Source organism: Chryseobacillus diguaensis, from assembly GCF_049220665.1.
Classification (GTDB): Bacteria; Bacillota; Bacilli; order Bacillales; family Bacillaceae; genus Metabacillus_B.
The window spans coordinates 230,833-252,306 of sequence record NZ_JBMKNV010000005.1; the positions used below are offsets into that span (position 1 = coordinate 230,833).

Genomic DNA, 21,474 nt, shown 5'->3' on the forward strand with positions numbered 1-21,474 from the left:
TAAAGAAAGGTACACCTCTTTATTTGTGCATGGCATTCAATCTTATAAAAATTTTGCCTGCACATCTATATTAGCGCCAAGCAGGATGGAAGCAATATGCTGTTCTGGTGCTGAAGCAACTTCTCTGTACATTTTATCGACATATAAATGAGAGGCCTTCGGGAATTCCCTTTTAAATTGCTTTCTCAGCTTTTCACCTGCTTCGTCCGAATCAACGAGTACATAAACATCTTTATTAAAATAAATATCAATTAACTCATCAAGCTTTGTTAGGCTAATGGTTCCGTTTGTACAAATAATTTCAACATTTTCATTAATAACATCCATGAGTTTTCTTTTATCTGATTTACCCTCGACGATAATTACTTTTTCCAGCTCAGCTAATGACATATAATCACCTGTTAAAAGAGTATTTCTTTACTATATTCATTAAACAAAGGGTGTTTCCTTATTTTTTAAGTTTGGTTCTGCTAAACTTGACTGCTGATTTCCGCTTCAGGCACTCATCTTAAGCGGGCGGTCCGGGAGTCTCGCGCCTTCCCTCCTTAATCAGCACAGAATCAACATTTAGCTTTAACTGGGACTTAAGTTTAATAAGCAATAAAGAAAGTAAGAAGCCCTTTTGAAGAAAACGCAAAACAGCAGTGGAACAATCCACTGCCGTCAAGCTTAGCACCAGCCGTTTTCGTCATCACAGTCAACATACTGCTGGGTTGTTCCTGAAGGTATATCTGCCATTTGATAAAAGCGGTTCTGATCGTGTTCATAGCCCTCTTTTAATTCAAATTTGCTCCCATCAGGTCCAGATGTCATGCGGCCGATTTGTTCGTCATTTGCATATAAATGAAATTGTCCATCAGAAAACTTTCCAGTTACACGGTTTGTTATTTCTACTCTCTGTTTTTCTATAGCCAACTTGAACACCCCCCTTACTGGTAGGTTGTCCAAGTCAAGAATTCATCATGCTTATTACGCTTCTTTTGTCATTTCCTCATATTGCTCAGAAGTCATCAGGTTTTCAATTTCAGTTGCATCTTTCGGTTCGATCACGATCATCCATGCTTTTTCATATGGTGACTCATTTACGAATTCTGGGCTGTCATCAAGGTCTTCATTAATTTCAACAACCTTGCCGCTGATTGGTGCATATAGCTCAGAAACGGTTTTAACTGATTCGACGCTGCCGAATGGCTCGTCTGCTTTAATTTCGTCTCCAACTGAAGGAAGTTCAACAAATACGATATCGCCTAATTCAGATTGTGCAAAATCGGTAATCCCAACGCGTACTTTATCGCCTTCTACTTTAACCCATTCGTGTTCTTCAGAATAACGCAAGTCTTTTGGTGTACTCATTTTATTTCCCTCCAGATTACTCATTAGTATTTATGGAAAAGGCAGCAATGACCTTCCCTTTATAACCAAACTTCTTGAAATTGCTCTTCTTTGAAGCCAACCGTTACGCTTTTTCCATCAGTTGTAATAGGACGCTTAATAAGCATTCCGTCTGATGCAAGAATCTCACGCATCTCTTCTTCCTTCATATGAGGCAGCTTATCTTTTAAGCCAAGCTCACGGTATTTCTGGCCGCTTGTATTAAAAAATTTTTTTAATTCAATACCGCTTTTTTCCTGCAATGATTTCAATTCTTCTTTTGAAGGCGGATGCTCCACAATATGTATCTCATTTACAGACTTATTATGGTCTTCTAGCCACTTTTTGGCTTTTCGGCATGTACCGCATTTTGGATACCAATAAAATGATAGGCTCATGTATTCACCACCTGAAATCAACAATCCATATCAACATATTATCACAATCAACTGTACAAGCATAACAGGAAGTGCCGAAAGTTTCTTCATTCCTTTTCCTAGCTTCACTTTTTGATGATGAAGAGATATTTCCTATGAAAACAAATCAGCCCATCCATATAGGATGGGCTGATTTGTTCAAATTTATTAATTTACATAACGGTTTGCTTCATTAATTTTCGCTGCAATCTCGCGTTTCTTCGCAATCACGTTAATTGGAGTGTGACGTGTGAATTTTCTTAGAGCTGAGATCATCATGCGAAGCGTATCTCCATTTTCGATTGCTACAAGGGATTCTTTCGCATGGCCTTCAATTTGGTTAAATGCTTCCTGGCAGAAAACTTGTGTATAAAGAAGTTTTTGCTTGCTTTTTTCTTCTCCTGATACTGAAATAGCTTTTTCAGTTCGAAGGATTGCAGATTCCATTGCATATACTGCACTGACAATGTCAGCGATATTCACAAGGATCTCTTGTTCCTGCTGAAGTTTTTCGCCATATTTCTGAGCAGCAAGGCCCATAATCATCAAACCGATTTTTTTCGCATTTTTCAGCAAGTATTTTTCTTGCTCAAGTGTACCTTCGCCAACTTCTTCAGGCATCAGCATCATTAGCTCTTCCTGCAGAGCCTGTGCTTTTTGAAGCAATGGAAGCTCACCCTTCATTGCTTTGCGCAGGTAAGTTCCGGGAACAATCAAACGGTTAATTTCATTTGTTCCTTCGAAAATACGGTTAATACGGGAATCGCGGTAAGCTCTTTCTACTTCATACTCCTGCATAAATCCATATCCTCCGTGAATTTGTACGCCTTCATCCACAATATAATCAAGTGTTTCAGATCCAAACACTTTATTTAAAGAGCATTCAATCGCGTATTCTGCAATTGATGCTGCGACTGCACGGCCGTCCTTTGCCTCTTCTTCTGATAAGAGGCTCATGCGGCTTTCAAATAAACCAACTGTACGGTATACAGAGCTTTCCATTGCATACAGTCTGGAAGCCATGTTAGCGAGCTTTTCCTGAATAAGAGAGAATTTAGCGATAGGTGTTTTAAATTGCTGGCGCTGATTGGCATAATTGACGGAAACATCAATGATGCGTTTTGAACCGCCGATCGTTCCAACAGCCAATTTGTAGCGGCCGATGTTCAAAATGTTGAATGCAATCACATGGCCTTTTCCAAGTTCGCCAAGAAGATTTTCTTTTGGAACCTGTGCATCTTCAAGGATTAATGTCCTTGTAGAAGACCCTTTAATCCCCATTTTCTTTTCTTCAGGCCCTGTTGAAACGCCAGGGAATTCGCGTTCTACAATAAATGCTGAGAAATGCTCGCCGTCAACTTTTGCATATACAACGAATACGTCAGCAAAAGCTGAGTTTGTAATCCATTGTTTTTCTCCATTTAGGATGTAGTGAGTTCCTTCGGCATTCAATTTAGCTGTTGTTTTTGCACCAAGTGCGTCAGAACCTGAACCTGGTTCAGTAAGGGCATAAGCAGCCAATTTTTCTCCAGTAGCGAGATATGGAAGATATTTTTTCTTCTGGTCTTCGTTACCGAACAAAACGATTGGAAGTGACCCTATCCCTACATGAGCACCATAGGACAAGGCAAATCCTCCAGCACGAGAGAATTTCTCGTTAATCAATGCTGAACTGATTTTATCCAGGCCGATGCCGCCGTATTCTTCAGGAACATCTGCACCTAGCAATCCTAGTTCTCCAGCCTGCTTCAAAAGTTTTACAGAAAGATCAAACTGATGGTTTTCAATTTCATCAATGTGCGGCAAAACGTCATTTACAACAAAATCTTCTGTTGTTTTCGCAATCATTTTATGTTCTTCAGTAAAGTCCTCCGGAGTAAAAACCTGATCGTATGTGACTTCCTCAATCAGAAAGCTTCCGCCCTTAAAAATCTTTTGTTCCGTTTGTGCCATGATATGATCCCCCATCTTCTTATTAGTTTTTCCAAATTGAAAAAGTGGTTTAAACGAGTTCAAATACTCCTGCTGCTCCCATACCGCCGCCGATACACATCGTTACAACACCAAATTGCTGGTTACGGCGCTTCATTTCATGAATGAGTGAAAGAGTCAGCTTAGCACCAGTACAGCCAAGCGGATGTCCTAGTGCAATAGCTCCGCCGTTAACATTCACCTTTTCTTCATCAATTCCAAGCTCGCGTATAACTTGAATCGCCTGTGAAGCAAATGCTTCATTTAATTCAAAGAGACCAATATCATTCAGCTCAAGTCCTGCAAGCTTTAATGCTTTTGGAATAGCAGCAACAGGGCCTATTCCCATAATTTCGGGCGGCACTCCTCCTACAGCAAAAGAGCGGAATTTAACCATCGGTGCCAGGCCAAGAGCATTTGCTTTTTCAGCATCCATAACCATTACGGCTGCTGCCCCGTCACTTGTTTGGGATGAGTTTCCTGCAGTAACTGTTCCTCTTGCTGAGAAAGCTGTTTTAAGCTTTCCAAGAGTTTGGATATTCGTGTCTGCCCGAACACCTTCGTCTTTTGAAAACAGAATCGTTTTTTCTTTCAGTTTGTTATCTGGTCCAACCGTTCGGCGTGTGACTTCAACCGGAACAATTTCATCATCAAATTTTCCTTCTTTAATGGCTGCTGCTGCTTTTTGATGGCTTCGTACAGCAAAAGCATCCTGATCTTCTCTGGATACGCCGAACTTGTTCGCTACCTGTTCCGCTGTATGCCCCATGCTCATGTAGTATTCCGGCGCTTCTTCAGCCAGCCTGATGTTAGGACGGACTGTGTGGCCCATCATTGGCACAAGGCTCATGGATTCGGCTCCGCCTGCAATAATCGTATCAGCGTGGCCAAGCATAATTCTTTCCGCTGCATAGGCAATGGTTTGAAGACCAGAAGAACAGTATCTGTTTATCGTGATTCCCGGTACATCTTCCGGAAGTCCAGCAAGAGCCCCAATATTTCTGGCCATGTTCAATCCCTGCTCAGCCTCCGGCATTGCGCATCCAATAATTAAGTCATCAATATTGCCTTCATATCCGCTTGCACGCTTAAGAGTTTCTCTTACTGTAAGTGCTCCTAAATCATCAGGCCGGACACTTGCCAATGTTCCTTTTTTTGCTTTTCCAACAGGCGTCCTTGCACCTGCTACGATAACCGCTTCCCTCATTTTTGCTGCCCCCTTTTAGTTGCGTAACGGTTTGCCTTTCACGAGCATATGCTGCATCCGCTGCTGTGATTTCCCTTCGCTAACAAGACTTAAAAACGCTTCTTTCTCAAGATCCAGCAGGTATTGCTCATCAACTTCCGTGCCAAACGGAACTCTTCCTCCTGCAATGACAAAAGCAAGCTTGTTGGCAATTTTCACATCGTGTTCAGAAATAAAGCCTGAAAGCTGCATAGAGTGTGCCGCTAATCGTAATGCTGCATATCCAGATTCACCTGTCACAGGTATTTTCTTGCGTGCAGGCGGCAAATAGCCATTATCATGCAGCTGAAGAACTGAGCGTTTCGCATCATGAAGAAGATGATCGGCATTATGGCTGATAAGATCTCTTGCATTCAGGAAGTTTGTTTCCCTTGCTTCTGCTGCAGAAGTAGAGACCTTAGCCATTGCAATGGTTTCGAAAACTTTATTCGCTACATCCTGCAGATCATAATGCATGCCTTTAGGAATATTATCGAGATGGCTAATGTACAATTCTTTATTGCCTCCGCCTCCAGGAATCAGGCCCACCCCTACCTCAACAAGCCCCATGTAGGTTTCCGGCGCTGCCTGAACTCTAGCTGCAGGAAGACAAATTTCCGCTCCCCCTCCAAGAGTCATTGCAAATGGTGCTGCTACTACAGGCTTTGGACTGTATTTGATTTTCATCATTGCCTGCTGAAAATGACTGACAACCATTTCAATTTCAAAGAAATTATCATCCTGAGCTTCCATCAGCATCATCGCAAGATTAGCGCCTACACAGAAGTTCTTTCCTTGGTTGCCGATGACAAGCCCTTTATAATTCCGGTCTGCTTCATCTACTGCATAGTTGATCATTTGTATAATATCAAGGCCGATTGCATTATTCGGAGAATGGAATTCAAGAAGAGCTACATCATCCCCGATATCAATGAGGCTTGCCCCCGTATTCTTTTTAATAACTCCATTTGTTTGCTTGAGTGCTTTCAAATGAATGGTTTTCGGATTTTGGTTAATACGGCGATATTCTCCGTCCTTATAGTAAAACTGGACCCCATTTTCATTTATATAGAAAGAATGTTGATCCTTAGACAGCATATCCTTAATCCAGCCAGGTACTTCAAGTCCTTCTTCTTCAGCACGCAGCACAGATTTTTCAAGTCCGATAGCATCCCAGATTTCAAAGGGTCCTTTATCCCAGCCAAATCCCCATTTCATTGCCTGGTCGATTGCTACAATGTCATCAGATATTTCCCCTAATAATTTTGCAGAATAGAGCAATGTAGGAAGGGTGATTTTCCATAGCAGGGAGCCCGCTTTGTCCCCAGAATAAATAAGCGCATTCAATTTTGCCTCTAAACCCTTAGCCTGCTTGGCAGCTTCCATGCTAGGTGTTTGAAGCCTTTTACGCTGGCCATATTCGAGCGTTTCTGGATCCAATTCAAGAATTTCTTTTCCTTCCTTCTTGAAAAATCCCTGTCCTGACTTGCTTCCAAGCCAGCCATTATCGATCATTTTTTTCATAAATTCCGGTATATTAAAGACCTCTTTTTCTTTGTCTTCAATGCTATCATATACGTTTTTAGTCACGTGGTTAAACGTATCCAATCCAACGACATCAAGCGTTCTGAATGTCGCACTTTTCGGGCGCCCGACCAAAGGACCTGTTACGGAATCAACTTCGCCTACACTGTATCCGCCCTCAAGCATTTCTTTCACAGTCACAAGAATTCCGTATGTGCCGATTCTGTTGGCAATAAAGTTCGGAGTATCTTTAGCAAGAACAACTCCTTTACCGAGTACATTTTCACCAAATTGCTTCATAAACTGAACAATATCCGGATCTGTTTCGTCAGTTGGGATGACCTCCAAAAGCTTAAGATAGCGAGGGGGATTAAAAAAGTGTGTACCCAAAAAGTTTTTTCTGAAATCTTCGGAACATCCTTCTGCCATCGCGTTCACAGAAATCCCGGATGTATTGGAGCTGATAATGCTTCCTTGCTTTCTGTACTGGTCTACCTGCTCGAAAACCTTTTTCTTTATGTCCAGATTCTCAACGACAACCTCTATTACCCAATCAACATCGTTCAGACGATTCATGTCATCTTCAAAATTTCCAGGTTCTATAAGATTCAAACTGTCCCGGGAAGCAAGCGGTGCGGGCTTTTGCTTAATCAGTTTCTGAATGGCACCAGCGGAAAGCCGGTTTCGGACAGCCTTATCTTCTATTGATAAGCCTTTTTTCTTTTCTTCTTCCGTAGCTTCTTTCGGTACGATATCCAAAAGCATTACAGGGATTCCGATGTTTGCCAAATGTGCGGCAATACCTGAACCCATAACCCCTGAGCCCAGGACAGCTGCCTTCTTAATTTGCTGGACCATTTGTTTTCCCCCTCATTTGAATGAATACTCATTCATTTTTTTTACAAAAAAAATGTTCCTCTGTTACTAATATAAAAGATTTAGAAAATTTGTTCAATACAATTCCCCAAATTTCATGTAAAGATTTGGCACATTCCTGAATGATCTTAGATTCATATGGCATGTTAAGAATGGGAGGTGATTGATTATGGCAAGGTTAAAAAAAGACCCATCAAAGGCAGGCGTCAGCTCTGCAAGTGTAAAGGGCAATGCAGGGCCGACAAATGAAATGGATGGCGGCGGCAAAAGAACAAGCACCAACCAGCAATACGGAAAGCAGAATATGGATCGAAACAAATAACCGATAATGGGTCATTTATTCATCAAGGTGAGGATGGCCCATTCCATTTAATGTATAAAGGGATCCCTTTCATCATTTAAAAGGTTCCGATGATAAGCTGCAGAGACGCCTTAAAATATGAAGCGAGCGTTTTGATGCAAATGCTGCCTCTACGATTAATGCAGAAATTCTCAGCTCCTTCTTGAAATTGTGATTGAAGAATAAAGATAGATAAAAATCCAAAAGAAAAACCGCCTTATTATAAGGCGGCCTAGTCATTTATTTTTTTAATACGCCTTTAAGTACAAACGCAACATTTGCAGGACGTTCAGCAAGCCTTCTCATGAAATATCCGTACCAGTCTGTTCCGTATGGTACATATACTCTCATCCTGTAGCCTTCATTGACAAGCTCAAGCTGTCTTTCAGGGCGGATGCCGTATAGCATTTGGAACTCGAACTGATCATATGGAATGTTATGCTCTTCAACAAGCTGCTTTGTATATTCGATAATGGCTTCATCATGGGAAGCGATTGCTGTGTAATTTCCATTCAGCAGGTGCATTTTAATGATTTTTTTGAAATTCTCGTCTACATCCTTTTTCTCAGGAAAAGCAACCTTTGGCGATTCTTTGTAAGCGCCTTTTACGAGTCTGAGATTTGGGCTGTATGGATTGAGGTCTTTCATATCATTCTCTGTTCTGTACAAGTAAGCTTGAATGACCGTTCCAATATTGTCATAGTCTTTTTTCAATTCTTTAAAAATCTCAATGGTTTTGCCGCAGCGAGAATAATCTTCCATATCAATCGTGACAAAAACACCATTTCTTTTTGCTGCCTCGAGTATTCTGCGCATATTATCCATTACAAGCTGCTCAGAAATATCCAGCCCCATTGATGTCAGTTTTAAAGACAGCTGGGATTTAAGATTATTTTTTCCGATCGCTTCAATAGCTTTAATTGAATTATCTGCCATTTCATTGGCTTCACTAGCATTATCCACAAACTCTCCCAAGTAATCAATCGTAACATCCAATCCTTTAGTGTTAAGTTTCTGAATAACCTGGACTGCTTTATCAACTGTTTCTCCTGCAACAAAACGGCCTGCACCAAAGCGTAAACCATATTTCTTTGCCACTTTAGTCAAACCGCGGTTTTTAGAAAGAAATAAGAAGAAATCACGCATAACTTGTTCCATAAGATGGACCCCCTTGCAACCGCATACATTAATATTTTTAAAAAATAAAATTTTACAAATTTACCTTATAAAGCGCATTCATTCATTATTTTAATTGTATCATCTTTTTTAAAATTTGGATATATGAAAACGAACATTCTGTCGTATATTGTCACTTCAATTTTTATATGGCATTTCGTATAAATTCTTCCTTTCGAGGAACGCTAATTCTGAATCTATTCTCTAGGAGGAATTTGATACATGCAGCAGCAAAACAGCCAAAATCAGCAGGGTATTATGCAGCAGCCCCCTGCTATGATCTCTTCTAAGGATCATTTGTATATTACTGACATGCTTACATGGAATCTGCTTGCCATGAAAAAAGCTCATTTTTTCGCTTCCCAATGTCAAAATCAGGAACTTTCAGACTCCTTGAACAAGGCAGGAGAAATGCACAGCAGGCACTATGAGCAAATTTTAAATCTTTTGCAGACAAATAATAATCAGCAGCAAGTTCAATAATGAAAGAGGTGAATCTGTTATGAATCAGAATCAGAAGCAAAGTCAGAACAAGGTCGGAAATCCAGAAACCCAGATTCCAAAAACTCCCCAAATGAATGAACGGGATTTCGTCAATGATATGCTTGCAACGGAGAAATATATGACTAATTCCTACAGCACAGCTTTGCATGAATTCTCGAACAGCCATCTCTATCAGGAAGTGCTTGGGATTTATAATGAAACAGAAAAATGCCAAAGAGACTTATATGACTTGATGTTTAAAAATGGCTGGTATAATCTTGAAATGGCTGAGCAGCAAAAATTGCAGCAAAGCTACAAGCAATTCTCGGATTATGCTGAGCAGCAGTCTCCTTATAAAAATATGAAGCATTAATAACAGAGTGATTTTAATCAAGAGCCCGGAATATTATTTTCCGGGCTTTTTGCCATTCACTTCTCTATGCAGATCATTCAGCTTTTTTATTTCTTTTATGATCTTCATTATCTTTTCTTTTCCTTCAGGGTACTCACTGTTCCAATGCTTAACCAATGGAGGCATTGACTTGGATATAAAGGTATAAAGAGCCCACATTTGTATCTTCTCCTTATATTCAGGAGCAGTCTCACCAAGCATTAATTCAGTATATTTTTCAAGCAATCCATCAAATTGCTCTTTCAGCCTTTCTTCCATAATATAATGCACTCTCCTTTACTCACTTTTTAGAACAGGTTTCACATTTTGGGCTATTTGCATACAGCAGGCGGTTTAGCTGTTTTTAGTGATTTTTATTTAAGAAGACCGATGCTCTGTCCCCATTGTACTAGCAAACTAAAGATATGTCCCCCATTCCTTTATACCCTTAATATTATTGTGCCAATTATCTTTAGGACCTGTCCACGCTGCTTTAAAGGGTCCTGGTTAATGGGTACAGTATAACAATCAACAACCCGTTTACTCATCTGCCAGTGCACCTTAAAATCCGAGTTTACGCCCTGCCTCAAAGTGGAAATAGGGTATAGAAATGATTTTATCGAGAGCAGGTGGGGGTTATGACCAATAGTAGGCATGATCTCCTCGCTTGGCCTATTGTGCTCGCTCGTACTTTCTCAGCTGCAATGAGTTCAATAGTAAAAAACAAAAGGCTGCAGAATGTCTGCAGCCTTTTGGATTCACCCTGTAAGAATATCCTCCTGAGGGTGAACTGTCCGCTCTTTTCTTCTATACTATTTCTTTTTTGCCTTTTCTCTTTACCAAAATATAAACAACCATAACAATGATAAAAATCACAATAAGCGGCACAACAAAAGGCTGTGCCTTTTCCTTCACTTCTTTCCAGTTGCCGCCAAGCCTCATGCCGAGATTCAAAAATAGTATTGTCCACGGTATGATCGCAGCTACTGTATAGCCGGTAAAGCGCCAAACAGACATTTTGGCAATTCCCGCAGGAATGGAAATCGCATGCCTGACGACAGGTATGAATCTCGCTGAAAAAATAACACCAGGCCCGTACCTTTGAAACCATTTTTCAGAAAGATCCAGATGCTTTTTTCTTATTAATAGATATTTCCCATACTTTTCAAGAACAGGTCTCCCGCCATAGTACCCAATCCAATAAAGGAATAACTGGGCAATGGTCCCACCGATTGTACCTGCAAGTAAAGCACCAAAGAAATTTATTTTGCCCAGGGAAATCAGATAACCCCCGTAACCGAGGACGATCTCACTCGGAATAATTTCAATCATTAAGCCGATTGCCACACCAAAATAACCAAGTCCGGCAAGCCAATCCAGAATGCTGTAAAATAAAGTCCCCATATTGTACTCCTCTTCTTATCAATCTACTCTTTCTATCTTACTTCTCATCGTAATATCTATTCAACCATTAATTAATAGATGTTTTCAATAGGAAACATCATAAGAGTGATTTTTTAGGAGATTTAGGGAAACTTGATTACTATCAAAAAATTTGAAATGATTGCTGAAATTAATAAAAAGACTTCTCTACAAAATTCCACACTGAGATGGAATTGGCAACTCAAGGCCAAAAAGTTAACATGACTCAGAAAATGGATGGTACAATCAATGACTATAATAAAGTAGGGGCATTAGATTCCTAAAGAAGTTATGGAGAAATGCTTTTGATATGAAGGAAGCGGGGAAATAAACAGAGTTCATCAAAGGCTGCTTTCGCAAAGATTGTTGCTATTGGTATGGGTTTAGAACTAGGAACAAAAAGTTTTGATTTTTCAAAAAATAAAGGCTAGACCATCTGGCCCAGCCATTCTAAGAAAATTATTCAGGTTTTTTAACCTGTTTCTCATCTTCATCCTCCATAATGCCTTTAGTAGCATTCTTGAACTCCCTGAGTGTTTTCCCTGCTGCTTTCCCTAATTCAGGAAGTTTCTTTGGACCGAACAAAAGCAGTGCCACAAAAACAATTAATAGAATTTCCCCAAATCCTAAGTTTGGCATTTTTTCTCCCACCTTTTGCGGTCAGTTTTTCATACATTTACTATAGAAAATTATAGGCTATTGCTTTATAATTTGCAAAGTGAATTCTTTTTTTCACAAGAAAAATATTCCATAAGTCAGAGGATGTGTACGAAGGTATATGGACATTATTAAAGCAATAATTATGGGTCTGGTTGAAGGACTGACCGAATTTTTGCCAGTTTCCTCCACAGGCCATTTAATTTTAGTGGGAAGTTTACTTGGTTTTACCGGTGAAAAAGCATCAGTTTTCGAAGTAGTGATCCAGCTGGGTTCCATTCTGGCTGTTGTCGTCGTTTTCTGGAAAAGGCTATGGAGTTTATTCGGATTTTATAAAAATGATCACCATTCTGTAAGCGGAAAACTGAATCTGATCCATGTTATTTTGGCAATGATTCCGGCAGTAATCGTAGGGCTCTTGCTGCGTGATTTCATTAAAAATGTCTTGTTCCACCCAATTCCTGTGCTTTGCGCTCTTGTTGTCGGCGGTATTTTCATGATTTTTGCAGAAAAAAAGAAAACACCTGTTACGGCTGCAAGTCTTGATGAAGTCACTTATAAGCAAGCCTTTGGCGTTGGGCTGTTCCAAGTACTTGCTCTCTGGTCAGGTTTTTCCCGTTCAGGTGCAACGATTGCAGGCGGACTTCTTCTTGGAATGACGCATAAAACAGCTGCAGAATTTACCTTTATCGTTGCAGTTCCGATCATGTTTGCAGCAAGCGGACTTGATCTTGTCAAAAGCATGGACATTCTTTCAGCAAGTGACATTCCAATGTTTGCTGCTGGTTTTATTTCAGCCTTCATCGTTGCGATGATTGCAATTGTTTCCTTCTTGAGACTTCTATCAAAAGTGAAACTGACTCCTTTTGCCATCTATCGTTTCGTACTGGCCATTGTATTCTTGATTTTCCAAGTACTATAAGATTGATTTACTTTTATAAAAAATGGCTGTCACATATTGTGACAGCCATTTTTATTTTATGCAGATTTCACTTTTGACTCTTTCAATGCATCTGGATTTTGTTTAAATTGACCTTCCCATTTTGCAATAACAACAGTAGCGAGTGAGTTTCCAACTACGTTAACGACTGTTCTTGCCATATCAAGAATCCGGTCAATCCCTGCAATAATGGCTAATCCTTCCGGCGGTATGCCTACAGAACCTAATGTAGCCAGGAGGACGACAAAGGAAACGCCAGGAACGCCTGCAATACCTTTAGACGTAACCATAAGTACAAGCACTAATGTAATTTGTGTACCAATCGACAAATGAATATTATACATTTGAGCTATAAAGACCGCTGCGATCGCCTGATAGAGTGTGGATCCATCCAGGTTGAAAGAGTAGCCTGTTGGCACGACAAAGGATACGATCGGCTTTGGCACTCCGAACTTCTCCATTTTCTCCATAATTCTAGGCAAAACCGTTTCAGAGCTTGATGTTGAGTAGGCTAAAATCAATTCGTCTTTGAGAAGACGGATAATGTGAAAAATATTAACCCCAACAAATTTTGCAACAAGCCCCAGCACCACGATAATAAAGAAGGCCATACTGACGTACACAAGAACTGCCAGCTTACTTAAAGAAACGAGAGAATCGAGTCCGAATTTCGACACCGTTACCCCAATCAATGCAAAAACCCCTAAGGGCGCAAACTTCATGACTTGATTCGTTACATAGAACATAGCGTTAGCTGTTCCCTCGAAAAAAGCCAAAACTGGTTTGCCTTTTTCTCCAATGGCCGTAATTCCCAAACCGAATAGTACAGAGAAGAAAATAATCGGCAGCATATCGCCTTTTACGATAGATTCAAACACATTGCTTGGAACAATATGAACGAAGGTTTCCGCAAGGCCTTGACTGCCAACTTCACTAGCTGTTCCTTTATAGCTAGAAATATCTGTTTTTTGCATGTGATTCATATCTATGCCGCTGCCTGGATGAAATACGTTAGCGGCGAATAATCCGATAACAATCGCTGCCGTTGTAATAATTTCAAAATAGAGGATGGTTTTAAAGCCCAGCTTCCCAAGCTTTTTTGTATCTCCTACACTTGCTACCCCAACAATGATGGTAGAAATGACAATTGGAATAACAATCATTTTGATCAAGTGAAGAAAGATATCACCGATCGGCTGAAGATATGTTGGAAGATCAGGATTGCCGTAAAAAATTGCGCCAACCGTAATTCCGAGAATCAGACCTATTAAGATTTGCCATGCCAGTCCAATTTTCTTCAATAAAATCACCCCTGAATCATAAATTTTTTAATTAAGGCTGGTTCTAAAGCCTGGTTGCGTTCAACTCTTATTTAGATATTCTAAAAAGAGATTTTTCCTGAATAATTAAGAAGAGATGCCTCATGGAAAAGTGCTGGTTCGAGCTTCTTAAGGTCATGGAACCTTAATGACTCTTGTGAGACAGCCTAAATAAAAGAGAACATTGCCAAAAAACGAGGTTTATACAGCATGAGGACAAGTATAAAAAAGCGCTGATATTTCTGTATATTATATTAAAAATTAAATTTTCTCAACATTTTTTCGACAAATTCCGTAAATTTTGCGCTCTCAATTGCGCTTATTTTTCGTTTACACCCTTTAAAATCAAGATTTTCCTAGTGGATTTTATCCACAAATTACTAGAAATATTTAATTCATTTTATACTTTTTTAAACTAAAAAATCTAGAATGTGCTATTTAACATTATATTTGAAAAAGGTTTTTTTGTATACATAGAATTGCACAATATAGAAGAAAATTGTGGTACACCTAAAATGAAATGGCGTGCCAATCGGCACGCCATTCTTCTATTGCTAGTTTATAACTAACCATTATTCACTATAACGGAAAACTTTCATAACCTCTTAGCCTGCAGAAAAAATACTGCGCCAAATAGCATGACGAATACGATCGAGAGCAGGATAACCCAGTGAAAATGACTGGTCAGAATGGCTGAAGGAGATACGTCTTTTGAAACTGTTGCTGCACTCAGGAGCTTTTCTTTCATTTGCTTTTTATCAGGTTCTAAAGAGCTGGAAGTTAGTACTCTGCCATCCTCGCCTTTCACTTCCAGTACTCCCGCAGATGTCACATTCGTTTTAATGGTTTCATTTTTTCTTTTCGTATAAAAGAGCGGCTCCTTCAGATGGAATTCCTTCCCTTGATCATTTTCAAAAGCAATTGAATTTGAAATTCTCCCTGATTGAAAGTGAGAGAATCCATCATTCAGCAGTCTGATTGTATCATCATACGAGGCTTGATCAGATGGCGCTTTGAGAGTTACTGCGATCAGATTTAAACCATTTTTTTCAGCTGCCGTTACTAGAGTAAAACCTGCCTGAGCAACATAGCCGTTCTTCCCGCCAGTAATGTTACTGTAGTGTTCATGCAGAAGCCTGTGATGATTATAAAGAGTTGTTTTCCACTTTTCGCCTGTCCATTTCAGCTTAACTGTTCCAAAGATTTTCCTGAATTCCGGATATTGCAGCGCGTGCTTCGTAATGATAGCCATATCTTCAGCAGTGGTGTAATGTTCTGGGTTGTAGAGTCCATGAGGATTAGTGAAATGAGTATGTTTAACTCCAATTTCATTCGCTAAATAGGCATTTAAATCCTTTGCAAAAGCTTCCGTGCTCCCGCTCATATGCTCAGCAATAGCCACTCCTGCATCGTTTCCTGAATTAATAAGCAGCCCTTGAATAAGATGCTTGAGAGTGACCCTCTCGCCAGCTTCAAGATAAACTCTTGTTCCGTCTACATTCCTTGCTTTTTGGCTTACTGTTACTTCATCATTCAGATTTCCTTTTTCGATCGCGTATATCGCTGTTGCTACTTTTGTGATACTTGCCGGACTCATTTTCGAACGGCTGTTTTTTGCATCTAGTATCTGTCCTGATTTGCTGTCAATCAGTACTGCTGCCTCGCTCTCTAAATGAGGGCTTTTCTGTTCTGCAGCTTTAGCTGGCAGCTGGTTGGCAGCCAGTATCATTGCGGTTATAAAAAAGGTCATCCATCTGAAAATTTTGTTCATGTTATGTACCCCTCAAGTATCCTGTTCCTTAAAATCCTACATTAGGATAACAACTGAAAAGATAAATAACAATGTAAAAATATTCAATGATTTGTATATTGTTTCATTAAAAGCAATGATCAGGAAGTGATTGAAATAAGTAACTTTCGGAAACAGGACTATTTATCTATCATTCAAATATCTATTTCTTTCCCAGTAGATCATTTCCTCGTCAGAGTGCGTCTGCATCATACCAAGCTTTTTCAAAACCTTTATAGAAGCCGCATTTTCCTTCAGACATTGAGCAATGACTTTATGTACTTTACCTGTTGCGAAAGCCCATTCCATTAAAGCTTTGGCAGCCTCTGTAGCATAGCCATTATTCCGGACTGAAGGCGCTAAACCATAACCAATTTCAACACTGCCATCAAGATTTGGTTTCCCTTTAAACCCTAAATCACCAATCATATGATCATCTTCTCTTCGAATGATTGCCCATACTCCCCACCCTATAATGGCATTATTTGCAGCAACATCACGAAGGTAATTTTTAACATGGTCCCCTAGTTCATAATCCGATACAAGCTGTAAAGGTTTATTAGGTACTGGTAAAAGCTTTAGTCTTTCCGTTAAAATCTCCATTATTTTCCCCCATCGCGTTGTTATGTCCTATATTTATTTTAGTTTTTCAAGGATGTTAATACTAGATAAACTAATACAAAACTTATTTCTAAGCCTTTTTTCTCAAATTAGTTAAAAAAGTTCTTTTTTTGTAATATCACTCAATTGTGAAGTCTAAAACTGCTTTAACAGCTCCATTGATCATAATAGATAAAGTGTGAATTCCTTTGTAATGTTTTCTTGTCGTTAAATTTTTAAAAGAGTGACTGCGGTTTATGACTGCAGATTCGTTTTCCTTCAATTCAAATGTTTTCAAATGAAAGATCTTGCGGCTTCTTTCCCCCCTCGATTTTACATAATCAATTCCATATTCCACTCTTAAAGGCAGTGTTTTTAAAGTGGTTATCTCAAATGAAAAGCTGATGCTTTCACCAATCCTAATCGTTTCGTGATCAGCAGCTAAATTGTTTATTATGATCCCTGGTTCATCATTGTATCCAAAGAGTGACAGAGCTTGCTTGTTCCCCTTCTTCAGTAAAGACCGGCAAGCATGCTTGATGATCCAATTTGTATGTTTACTCGCGCCAAACCATTCGCCAGCAAGTCTAAGGACAAGCTCCGGTTTGATGTAAGAAATATCATTTAGATGATTAGCAACGCTTTTGCGGACATAAAGAGAAGGATCTTCCTTTAGATTGTTAAGAATGGGAAGAGTTTGTTTAGGATTTTGTTTTATAGAAGGAACGGCCATTCCCCATGGAAGCCGCGGCCTGCTTCCTTCGCTTGCTAATCTTCTGACATGTTCATTTGAATCAAGTGACCATGTGATCATTTGGCCCATCATTCGCTGATGATCCTTTAGAAAAAAAGAACGGACTGCAAATTCAGCTGTCGAATATTTTGTTAAAAAGGCCAATGCCTCTATTGATTCATTCCAGTAATCCAGTCCAAATTGTTCAACATAATCAGGGAAAATAATACCTCTCAGCCCTCCTGAGAATTGTGGAGCAGTGATGCATATAATTTTCAGTGCTCTTGTATATTCACTTGGCAGTACTTCTTTTAATGAATTGGTTATTCTTCTCATACGCTGTTTGAGGGTAAGATCTTTCCAGTCCTCTTGAAAAATTAGGTTATAAAATTTCAGACTGTCAAATAAGCTGTACTCTTTTTTAAAAGACAGACTCAACTCTTTTATAAACTCCTCATTAAAAACATTTCGTAATTCTTCAGCCATCTAATTACCTCATTTCCTTTTCTCTGCTTCTATCATTTTGACGATTTTATTATTCATAAGTCAAATCTCTAGAGGGTTCTAAGTAGCACATCTAAATGGTATAAAACCACAGGTAAAGAAAATTCGACATAACGAGGCATTCGATTTCAAAGCCTGTTATTAATGCTCATCGAAATGGAATGCTGACTAAAAAAGGTTCTAGCTGTAAATCTTAAAACTAAAGAGAATCTAGATAGGAGTTGATGCACTTGTCGAATAATCAAACACAGTCGGCTATTGAGGAAGCAGGCTTCACCCCTTTTCATCTAAGGCTCACCATCTATTCCTCAGGAGGACCCTTTTTGGATGGCTATATATTAAGCATTATTGGGGTGGCCTTAACCCAGTTAACGCCTCAATTGCATTTGGGTCCTTTCTGGAGCGGATTGATTGGAGCATCTGCTTTGCTTGGAATTTTCTTAGGCGGTTTTTTCGGATATTTGACTGACAAGATTGGAAGGCAATTAATGTATACGCTGGATTTTATCATTTTAATTGTTGCTTCTGTTTTGCAGTTTTGGGTTCAAGAGGGATGGCAGCTGTTTCTCCTCAGGCTCATTCTAGGAATAGCCGTTGGAGCAGATTACCCGATCGCTACCTCCCTGCTGACGGAATTTGCACCTAAAAAACATCGGGGAGCAATGGTTGGAGTAACACTTTTTTCATACTATATTGGAGCTACAGTTGCCTACTTAGCGGGGGAGTGGATGTTACAGATTGGGCCTGATGCCTGGAGATGGATACTGGCCAGCAGTGCAATTCCTGCTGTTATTCTTGTTTTATTAAGAGCTGGAACACCTGAATCTCCCCGCTGGCTGCTAAGCAGGGGACGGAAAGATGAAGCAGATAGAATTATTAAAAAAGTCTATGGCCCTGAAGCTTCCGTAGACGAAATTGATGTACCTGATAAAGAACTGGAAAAAACAAGCTTTAAAAAAGTTTTTTCCAAAGGTTATTTTAAAAGGATTATGTATATTGGGTTGTTTGAAATGTGTCAGGTAGCTCCGCTATTCGCTATGCTCACCTTTGGTCCTGATATGCTGAAGGCCTATCATTTATTTGAAGGGTCTGCCGGATACGGACTTGCTATCATCAGTTCCTTCTTCCTTGTTGGCTGCATACCTGCTTTGCTTCTTGTGAATAAATTGGGGCGCAGGCCTTTGATGATTACTTCATTTTCGGCAATGACAGTCGGAATATTGCTTCTTGGCATTTTCCCTAAAGGGCCTGCGTTCATCATTCTTGCCGGTTTCCTTATTTATGCTATTTTTTCCGGGGGCCCGAATGTAATGGACTGGCTTGCACCTAATGAGTTATTTCCAACGGAAATTCGAGGAACAGCAGTCGGAGCAGCAACCTCAATCAGCAGGGTAGGCGCATTCTTCGGAACTTATTTATTCCCTATAGGCCTCGGAAGACTTGGCATCGGTCCAACGATGCTCATCGGAGCAGCTATCACCTTTCTTGGGTTGATTGTGTGTATCGCACTCGCTCCTGAAACAACGAATAAAACTCTCAATGAATCGAGCTCCATCTAACAAAAAGAATCCGCTGGCAAACGCCAGCGGGTTCTTTTGTAATATCAGAATTTATATCATTTCTTAAGCTTTAGGACCAATCATCTCTTCAGGACGGACAATTCTATCAAAATCTTCTTCTGAAAGAAGGTCAAGCTTTAATGCAGCTTCTTTTAAGGTAAGCCCTTCCTTATGAGCATACTTGGCTATTTTAGCGGCATTTTCATAACCGATATGAGGATTCAAAGCCGTGACAAGCATCAGGGAATTGCTTAAATTTCTGCTGATGACTTCTGTGTTGGGCTCGATGCCGATTGCACAGTGATCATTAAAGGAATGAATCGCATCACTCAGCAGGTTGACCGACTGCAGGAAGTTGTATAGAATGACTGGCTTAAACACGTTCAGTTCAAAATTACCCTGACTTGCAGCAAACCCGATCGCTGCGTCATTTCCCATAACCTGTACAGCAACCATTGTTAATGCTTCACATTGAGTAGGATTGACTTTTCCCGGCATAATTGAGCTGCCTGGCTCATTTTCCGGAATGAGGATTTCACCTAACCCGCTTCTTGGACCGCTTGCAAGCCATCTGACATCATTGGCAATCTTCATTAAGTCAGCAGCAAGCCCCTTTATCGCCCCATGTACAAAAACGGTCTCATCATGGGAGGTTAACGCATGAAATTTGTTAACTGATGACCGGAAAGGAATGGTTGTATAGCTCTCAATTTCCTTCGCAACCATCTTTCCGAACTCAGGATGTGCATTGATTCCTGTGCCGACTGCAGTTCCTCCGATTGCTAGATCTAATAGATGCTCTGATGACTCCTGAATCATCTTTTTGGATTTGGACAGCATATGTACCCATCCGCTAATTTCCTGCCCAAGTGTGAGCGGCGTTGCATCCTGAAGATGTGTCCGGCCGATCTTTACCACAGACGAAAATGCCTCAGATTTTTCTTTCAGCGTTTTTTCCAGAACTTTTATGGAATCCAAAAGCTTGTCTTTTACTGCGAGCACTGCTGCTATGTGCATGGCTGTCGGATAGGTATCATTCGAGCTTTGGCTCATGTTAACGTCATCATTTGGGTGAATGGAGGCATCAATGCCTTTTTCCTTAAGCCATTGGTTACCGCGCCGGGCCACAACTTCATTAACGTTCATGTTGCTTTGCGTACCGCTCCCTGTTTGCCATACAGCTAAAGGGAAATGGTCATCCAGCCTCCCTGACAGGATCTCATCGCATGCCAGCTGAATCGCCGCAGATTTTTCTTCGCTTAATTTCCCAAGCTCTTTATTGGCCAGGGCAGCACTTCTTTTTAGTACAGCAAAAGCACGAATAGCCTCCATTGGCATTTTTTCCGAACCGATGCGAAAGTTCTGCTTGCTCCTCTGTGTCTGTGCTCCCCATAGCTTATCGGCAGGTACTTCTATTTCTCCCATTGTATCTTTTTCAATTCTCGTTTCCATCTTTATCCCTCCTAATTTGTCATTTCCCCTAAAGCAGCCAAAAAAATCCCTTTTTTCTGTCTTTTTCGAGCAATATCTAGTAAAGTCCTTCCTCTTTTAGCTTTGAATACATGGCTACATCCTGGTAAATATCCTTTGTATATTCGTGCTGTCTGAGAATTCCTTCAAAATAGAACCCTAGTTTTTCAAGAAGCCTGATTGAATTTTTATTTTCAGGCATTACTTTAGCTTCAATCCGGTTATAGCCCATTTCTTCGGTGATGATTTGAAGAATCCATAATAGAGCCTCACGCATCAGGCCTTTTCCCCATTGTTCTCTCGCAAGTTCATAGCCGATTTCTGTTCTTTTATTATACTCATCTAAATAATTAAAACCGCACGTTCCTATAATTCTGCTTGAATCCTTTAGCATAATCGTCCATCTGAAGCCTGCCTTTTTTTCAGTAAGCGCCTCTAGAATAAGAATCATAGAGCGTGCATCCTCAATAGTCTCCATCGCAGAAATATTCATAAATTTAATGACCTCAGGGTGGGACCAGATTTCGAATAGCGCTTCAGAATCCCGTTCTTTTATTGCTCTTAATATTAGCCGATCTGTTTCGATAATTTTTGGAATTCCCATCCGGCTCCCCCATTCACCATCTGTTATTTGCCAAAGTTTTAATCCTTCAGCTTTTTTTCCATCATAATCATATCCGCTGCCTTTATGCCATTTTCCAAAATGGC

At 40.0% G+C, this 21,474-nt stretch carries 22 protein-coding genes and 1 pseudogene; 6 read left to right on the forward strand and 17 right to left on the reverse strand.

Translation table 11 applies throughout. From position 1 onward, the window contains the following. Window positions 1-42: 42 nt before the first annotated feature. From ACOT8F_RS10760 to ACOT8F_RS10790, 7 genes are all read right to left on the reverse strand, one after another. Window positions 43-390: a toprim domain-containing protein gene (locus tag ACOT8F_RS10760; protein WP_421651828.1), complete on the reverse strand. Its 348-nt coding sequence runs from the start codon at window positions 388-390 to the stop codon at window positions 43-45. A gap of 279 nt (window positions 391-669) precedes the next feature. Next, entirely contained in the window at window positions 670-924 is a 255-nt protein-coding gene (locus ACOT8F_RS10765; RefSeq protein ID WP_421651830.1) for a YusG family protein, read from the reverse strand. Window positions 925-969: 45 nt separating this feature from the next. Further along, window positions 970-1,353 carry a glycine cleavage system protein GcvH gene (gene gcvH, locus ACOT8F_RS10770; protein ID WP_421651831.1) on the reverse strand — a complete coding sequence of 128 codons (384 nt, stop codon included), beginning with the start codon at window positions 1,351-1,353 and terminating at the stop codon, window positions 970-972. Between the two features lie 59 nt (window positions 1,354-1,412). Further along, window positions 1,413-1,769 carry an arsenate reductase family protein gene (locus ACOT8F_RS10775; RefSeq protein WP_421651832.1) on the reverse strand — a complete coding sequence of 119 codons (357 nt, stop codon included), beginning with the start codon at window positions 1,767-1,769 and terminating at the stop codon, window positions 1,413-1,415. A gap of 186 nt (window positions 1,770-1,955) precedes the next feature. After that, window positions 1,956-3,740 carry an acyl-CoA dehydrogenase FadE gene (locus tag ACOT8F_RS10780; RefSeq protein ID WP_421651833.1) on the reverse strand — a complete coding sequence of 595 codons (1,785 nt, stop codon included), beginning with the start codon at window positions 3,738-3,740 and terminating at the stop codon, window positions 1,956-1,958. A gap of 49 nt (window positions 3,741-3,789) precedes the next feature. Further along, entirely contained in the window at window positions 3,790-4,965 is a 1,176-nt protein-coding gene (locus tag ACOT8F_RS10785; RefSeq protein WP_421651834.1) for an acetyl-CoA C-acetyltransferase, read from the reverse strand. Between the two features lie 15 nt (window positions 4,966-4,980). After that, window positions 4,981-7,365, reverse strand: a complete 2,385-nt coding sequence (locus ACOT8F_RS10790) for a 3-hydroxyacyl-CoA dehydrogenase/enoyl-CoA hydratase family protein (RefSeq protein ID WP_421651835.1) — start codon at window positions 7,363-7,365, stop codon at window positions 4,981-4,983. A gap of 187 nt (window positions 7,366-7,552) precedes the next feature. Here ACOT8F_RS10790 and ACOT8F_RS10795 point away from each other — a divergent pair, with 187 nt between their 5' ends. Next, window positions 7,553-7,705 (forward strand): YuzL family protein, encoded by a 153-nt coding sequence (locus ACOT8F_RS10795; RefSeq protein ID WP_421651836.1) that lies wholly within the window; start codon window positions 7,553-7,555, stop codon window positions 7,703-7,705. Between the two features lie 258 nt (window positions 7,706-7,963). Here the strand turns inward: ACOT8F_RS10795 and ACOT8F_RS10800 are convergent, their stop codons facing one another. Continuing rightward, on the reverse strand, window positions 7,964-8,881 hold the full coding sequence (locus ACOT8F_RS10800) for a proline dehydrogenase family protein (RefSeq protein ID WP_421651838.1): 918 nt from the start codon (window positions 8,879-8,881) through the stop codon (window positions 7,964-7,966). Window positions 8,882-9,121: 240 nt separating this feature from the next. On the opposite strand from ACOT8F_RS10800, the gene ACOT8F_RS10805 reads away from it, so the two are divergent. Further along, complete coding sequence (locus tag ACOT8F_RS10805; RefSeq protein WP_421651840.1) at window positions 9,122-9,382, forward strand: hypothetical protein; 261 nt, start codon at window positions 9,122-9,124, stop codon at window positions 9,380-9,382. A 19-nt stretch (window positions 9,383-9,401) separates the two neighbouring features. Beyond that, window positions 9,402-9,755, forward strand: coding sequence for a spore coat protein (locus ACOT8F_RS10810; protein ID WP_421651842.1), 354 nt, complete (start codon window positions 9,402-9,404; stop codon window positions 9,753-9,755). A gap of 33 nt (window positions 9,756-9,788) precedes the next feature. Here the strand turns inward: ACOT8F_RS10810 and ACOT8F_RS10815 are convergent, their stop codons facing one another. Both ACOT8F_RS10815 and uptA read right to left on the reverse strand, forming a co-directional pair. Continuing rightward, the gene (locus ACOT8F_RS10815; RefSeq protein ID WP_421651843.1) at window positions 9,789-10,052 is read right to left on the reverse strand and encodes a DUF2573 family protein; all 264 of its coding nucleotides are present in this window, start codon (window positions 10,050-10,052) and stop codon (window positions 9,789-9,791) included. 528 nt (window positions 10,053-10,580) lie between these two features. Next, window positions 10,581-11,177 (reverse strand): undecaprenyl phosphate transporter UptA, encoded by a 597-nt coding sequence (uptA, locus tag ACOT8F_RS10820; RefSeq protein ID WP_421651845.1) that lies wholly within the window; start codon window positions 11,175-11,177, stop codon window positions 10,581-10,583. A 200-nt stretch (window positions 11,178-11,377) separates the two neighbouring features. Between uptA and ACOT8F_RS10825 the strand changes: the two are divergent. Next, window positions 11,378-11,479, forward strand: a pseudogene (locus ACOT8F_RS10825) (DUF6612 family protein); the annotation flags it as partial. Window positions 11,480-11,654: 175 nt separating this feature from the next. On the opposite strand, the gene ACOT8F_RS10830 reads toward ACOT8F_RS10825, so the two are convergent. Next, entirely contained in the window at window positions 11,655-11,834 is a 180-nt protein-coding gene (locus ACOT8F_RS10830; RefSeq protein WP_421651846.1) for a twin-arginine translocase TatA/TatE family subunit, read from the reverse strand. Window positions 11,835-11,973: 139 nt separating this feature from the next. On the opposite strand from ACOT8F_RS10830, the gene bacA reads away from it, so the two are divergent. Beyond that, window positions 11,974-12,774 (forward strand): undecaprenyl-diphosphate phosphatase, encoded by an 801-nt coding sequence (gene bacA / locus ACOT8F_RS10835; protein WP_421651847.1) that lies wholly within the window; start codon window positions 11,974-11,976, stop codon window positions 12,772-12,774. A gap of 56 nt (window positions 12,775-12,830) precedes the next feature. Here the strand turns inward: bacA and ACOT8F_RS10840 are convergent, their stop codons facing one another. The 4 genes from ACOT8F_RS10840 to ACOT8F_RS10855 all read right to left on the reverse strand — a co-directional run bounded on the left by ACOT8F_RS10840 (window position 12,831) and on the right by ACOT8F_RS10855 (window position 17,719). Then, window positions 12,831-14,093 carry a cation:dicarboxylate symporter family transporter gene (locus tag ACOT8F_RS10840; RefSeq protein WP_421651848.1) on the reverse strand — a complete coding sequence of 421 codons (1,263 nt, stop codon included), beginning with the start codon at window positions 14,091-14,093 and terminating at the stop codon, window positions 12,831-12,833. A 613-nt stretch (window positions 14,094-14,706) separates the two neighbouring features. Further along, window positions 14,707-15,882 carry a D-alanyl-D-alanine carboxypeptidase family protein gene (locus tag ACOT8F_RS10845; RefSeq protein WP_421651850.1) on the reverse strand — a complete coding sequence of 392 codons (1,176 nt, stop codon included), beginning with the start codon at window positions 15,880-15,882 and terminating at the stop codon, window positions 14,707-14,709. Window positions 15,883-16,044: 162 nt separating this feature from the next. Beyond that, the gene (locus ACOT8F_RS10850) at window positions 16,045-16,503 is read right to left on the reverse strand and encodes a GNAT family N-acetyltransferase (RefSeq protein ID WP_421651852.1); all 459 of its coding nucleotides are present in this window, start codon (window positions 16,501-16,503) and stop codon (window positions 16,045-16,047) included. A 136-nt stretch (window positions 16,504-16,639) separates the two neighbouring features. Next, on the reverse strand, window positions 16,640-17,719 hold the full coding sequence (locus ACOT8F_RS10855; protein WP_421651853.1) for a DNA alkylation repair protein: 1,080 nt from the start codon (window positions 17,717-17,719) through the stop codon (window positions 16,640-16,642). Between the two features lie 242 nt (window positions 17,720-17,961). Here ACOT8F_RS10855 and ACOT8F_RS10860 point away from each other — a divergent pair, with 242 nt between their 5' ends. After that, complete coding sequence (locus ACOT8F_RS10860; RefSeq protein WP_421651854.1) at window positions 17,962-19,296, forward strand: MFS transporter; 1,335 nt, start codon at window positions 17,962-17,964, stop codon at window positions 19,294-19,296. Window positions 19,297-19,359: 63 nt separating this feature from the next. Here ACOT8F_RS10860 and fumC read toward each other — a convergent pair whose 3' ends face one another. Continuing rightward, on the reverse strand, window positions 19,360-20,748 hold the full coding sequence (gene fumC, locus ACOT8F_RS10865; RefSeq protein WP_421651856.1) for a class II fumarate hydratase: 1,389 nt from the start codon (window positions 20,746-20,748) through the stop codon (window positions 19,360-19,362). Window positions 20,749-20,824: 76 nt separating this feature from the next. Continuing rightward, complete coding sequence (locus ACOT8F_RS10870; RefSeq protein ID WP_421651857.1) at window positions 20,825-21,370, reverse strand: GNAT family N-acetyltransferase; 546 nt, start codon at window positions 21,368-21,370, stop codon at window positions 20,825-20,827. Window positions 21,371-21,474 lie beyond the last annotated feature (104 nt).

Excerpts from the sequence above, each read along its gene's own strand:
- ACOT8F_RS10760 (WP_421651828.1), bottom strand. The coding sequence starts at position 390 with ATGTCATTAGCTGAGCTGGAAAAAGTAATTATCGTCGAGGGTAAATCA.
- gcvH (WP_421651831.1), bottom strand. The coding sequence starts at position 1,353 with ATGAGTACACCAAAAGACTTGCGTTATTCTGAAGAACACGAATGGGTT.
- ACOT8F_RS10775 (WP_421651832.1), bottom strand. The coding sequence starts at position 1,769 with ATGAGCCTATCATTTTATTGGTATCCAAAATGCGGTACATGCCGAAAA.
- ACOT8F_RS10780 (WP_421651833.1), bottom strand. The coding sequence starts at position 3,740 with ATGGCACAAACGGAACAAAAGATTTTTAAGGGCGGAAGCTTTCTGATT.
- ACOT8F_RS10785 (WP_421651834.1), bottom strand. The coding sequence starts at position 4,965 with ATGAGGGAAGCGGTTATCGTAGCAGGTGCAAGGACGCCTGTTGGAAAA.
- ACOT8F_RS10790 (WP_421651835.1), bottom strand. The coding sequence starts at position 7,365 with ATGGTCCAGCAAATTAAGAAGGCAGCTGTCCTGGGCTCAGGGGTTATG.
- ACOT8F_RS10795 (WP_421651836.1), top strand. The coding sequence starts at position 7,553 with ATGGCAAGGTTAAAAAAAGACCCATCAAAGGCAGGCGTCAGCTCTGCA.
- ACOT8F_RS10800 (WP_421651838.1), bottom strand. The coding sequence starts at position 8,881 with ATGGAACAAGTTATGCGTGATTTCTTCTTATTTCTTTCTAAAAACCGC.
- ACOT8F_RS10805 (WP_421651840.1), top strand. The coding sequence starts at position 9,122 with ATGCAGCAGCAAAACAGCCAAAATCAGCAGGGTATTATGCAGCAGCCC.
- ACOT8F_RS10810 (WP_421651842.1), top strand. The coding sequence starts at position 9,402 with ATGAATCAGAATCAGAAGCAAAGTCAGAACAAGGTCGGAAATCCAGAA.
- ACOT8F_RS10815 (WP_421651843.1), bottom strand. The coding sequence starts at position 10,052 with ATGGAAGAAAGGCTGAAAGAGCAATTTGATGGATTGCTTGAAAAATAT.
- uptA (WP_421651845.1), bottom strand. The coding sequence starts at position 11,177 with ATGGGGACTTTATTTTACAGCATTCTGGATTGGCTTGCCGGACTTGGT.
- ACOT8F_RS10830 (WP_421651846.1), bottom strand. The coding sequence starts at position 11,834 with ATGCCAAACTTAGGATTTGGGGAAATTCTATTAATTGTTTTTGTGGCA.
- bacA (WP_421651847.1), top strand. The coding sequence starts at position 11,974 with ATGGACATTATTAAAGCAATAATTATGGGTCTGGTTGAAGGACTGACC.
- ACOT8F_RS10845 (WP_421651850.1), bottom strand. The coding sequence starts at position 15,882 with ATGAACAAAATTTTCAGATGGATGACCTTTTTTATAACCGCAATGATA.
- ACOT8F_RS10850 (WP_421651852.1), bottom strand. The coding sequence starts at position 16,503 with ATGGAGATTTTAACGGAAAGACTAAAGCTTTTACCAGTACCTAATAAA.
- ACOT8F_RS10855 (WP_421651853.1), bottom strand. The coding sequence starts at position 17,719 with ATGGCTGAAGAATTACGAAATGTTTTTAATGAGGAGTTTATAAAAGAG.
- ACOT8F_RS10860 (WP_421651854.1), top strand. The coding sequence starts at position 17,962 with ATGCACTTGTCGAATAATCAAACACAGTCGGCTATTGAGGAAGCAGGC.
- fumC (WP_421651856.1), bottom strand. The coding sequence starts at position 20,748 with ATGGAAACGAGAATTGAAAAAGATACAATGGGAGAAATAGAAGTACCT.
- ACOT8F_RS10870 (WP_421651857.1), bottom strand. The coding sequence starts at position 21,370 with ATGGGAATTCCAAAAATTATCGAAACAGATCGGCTAATATTAAGAGCA.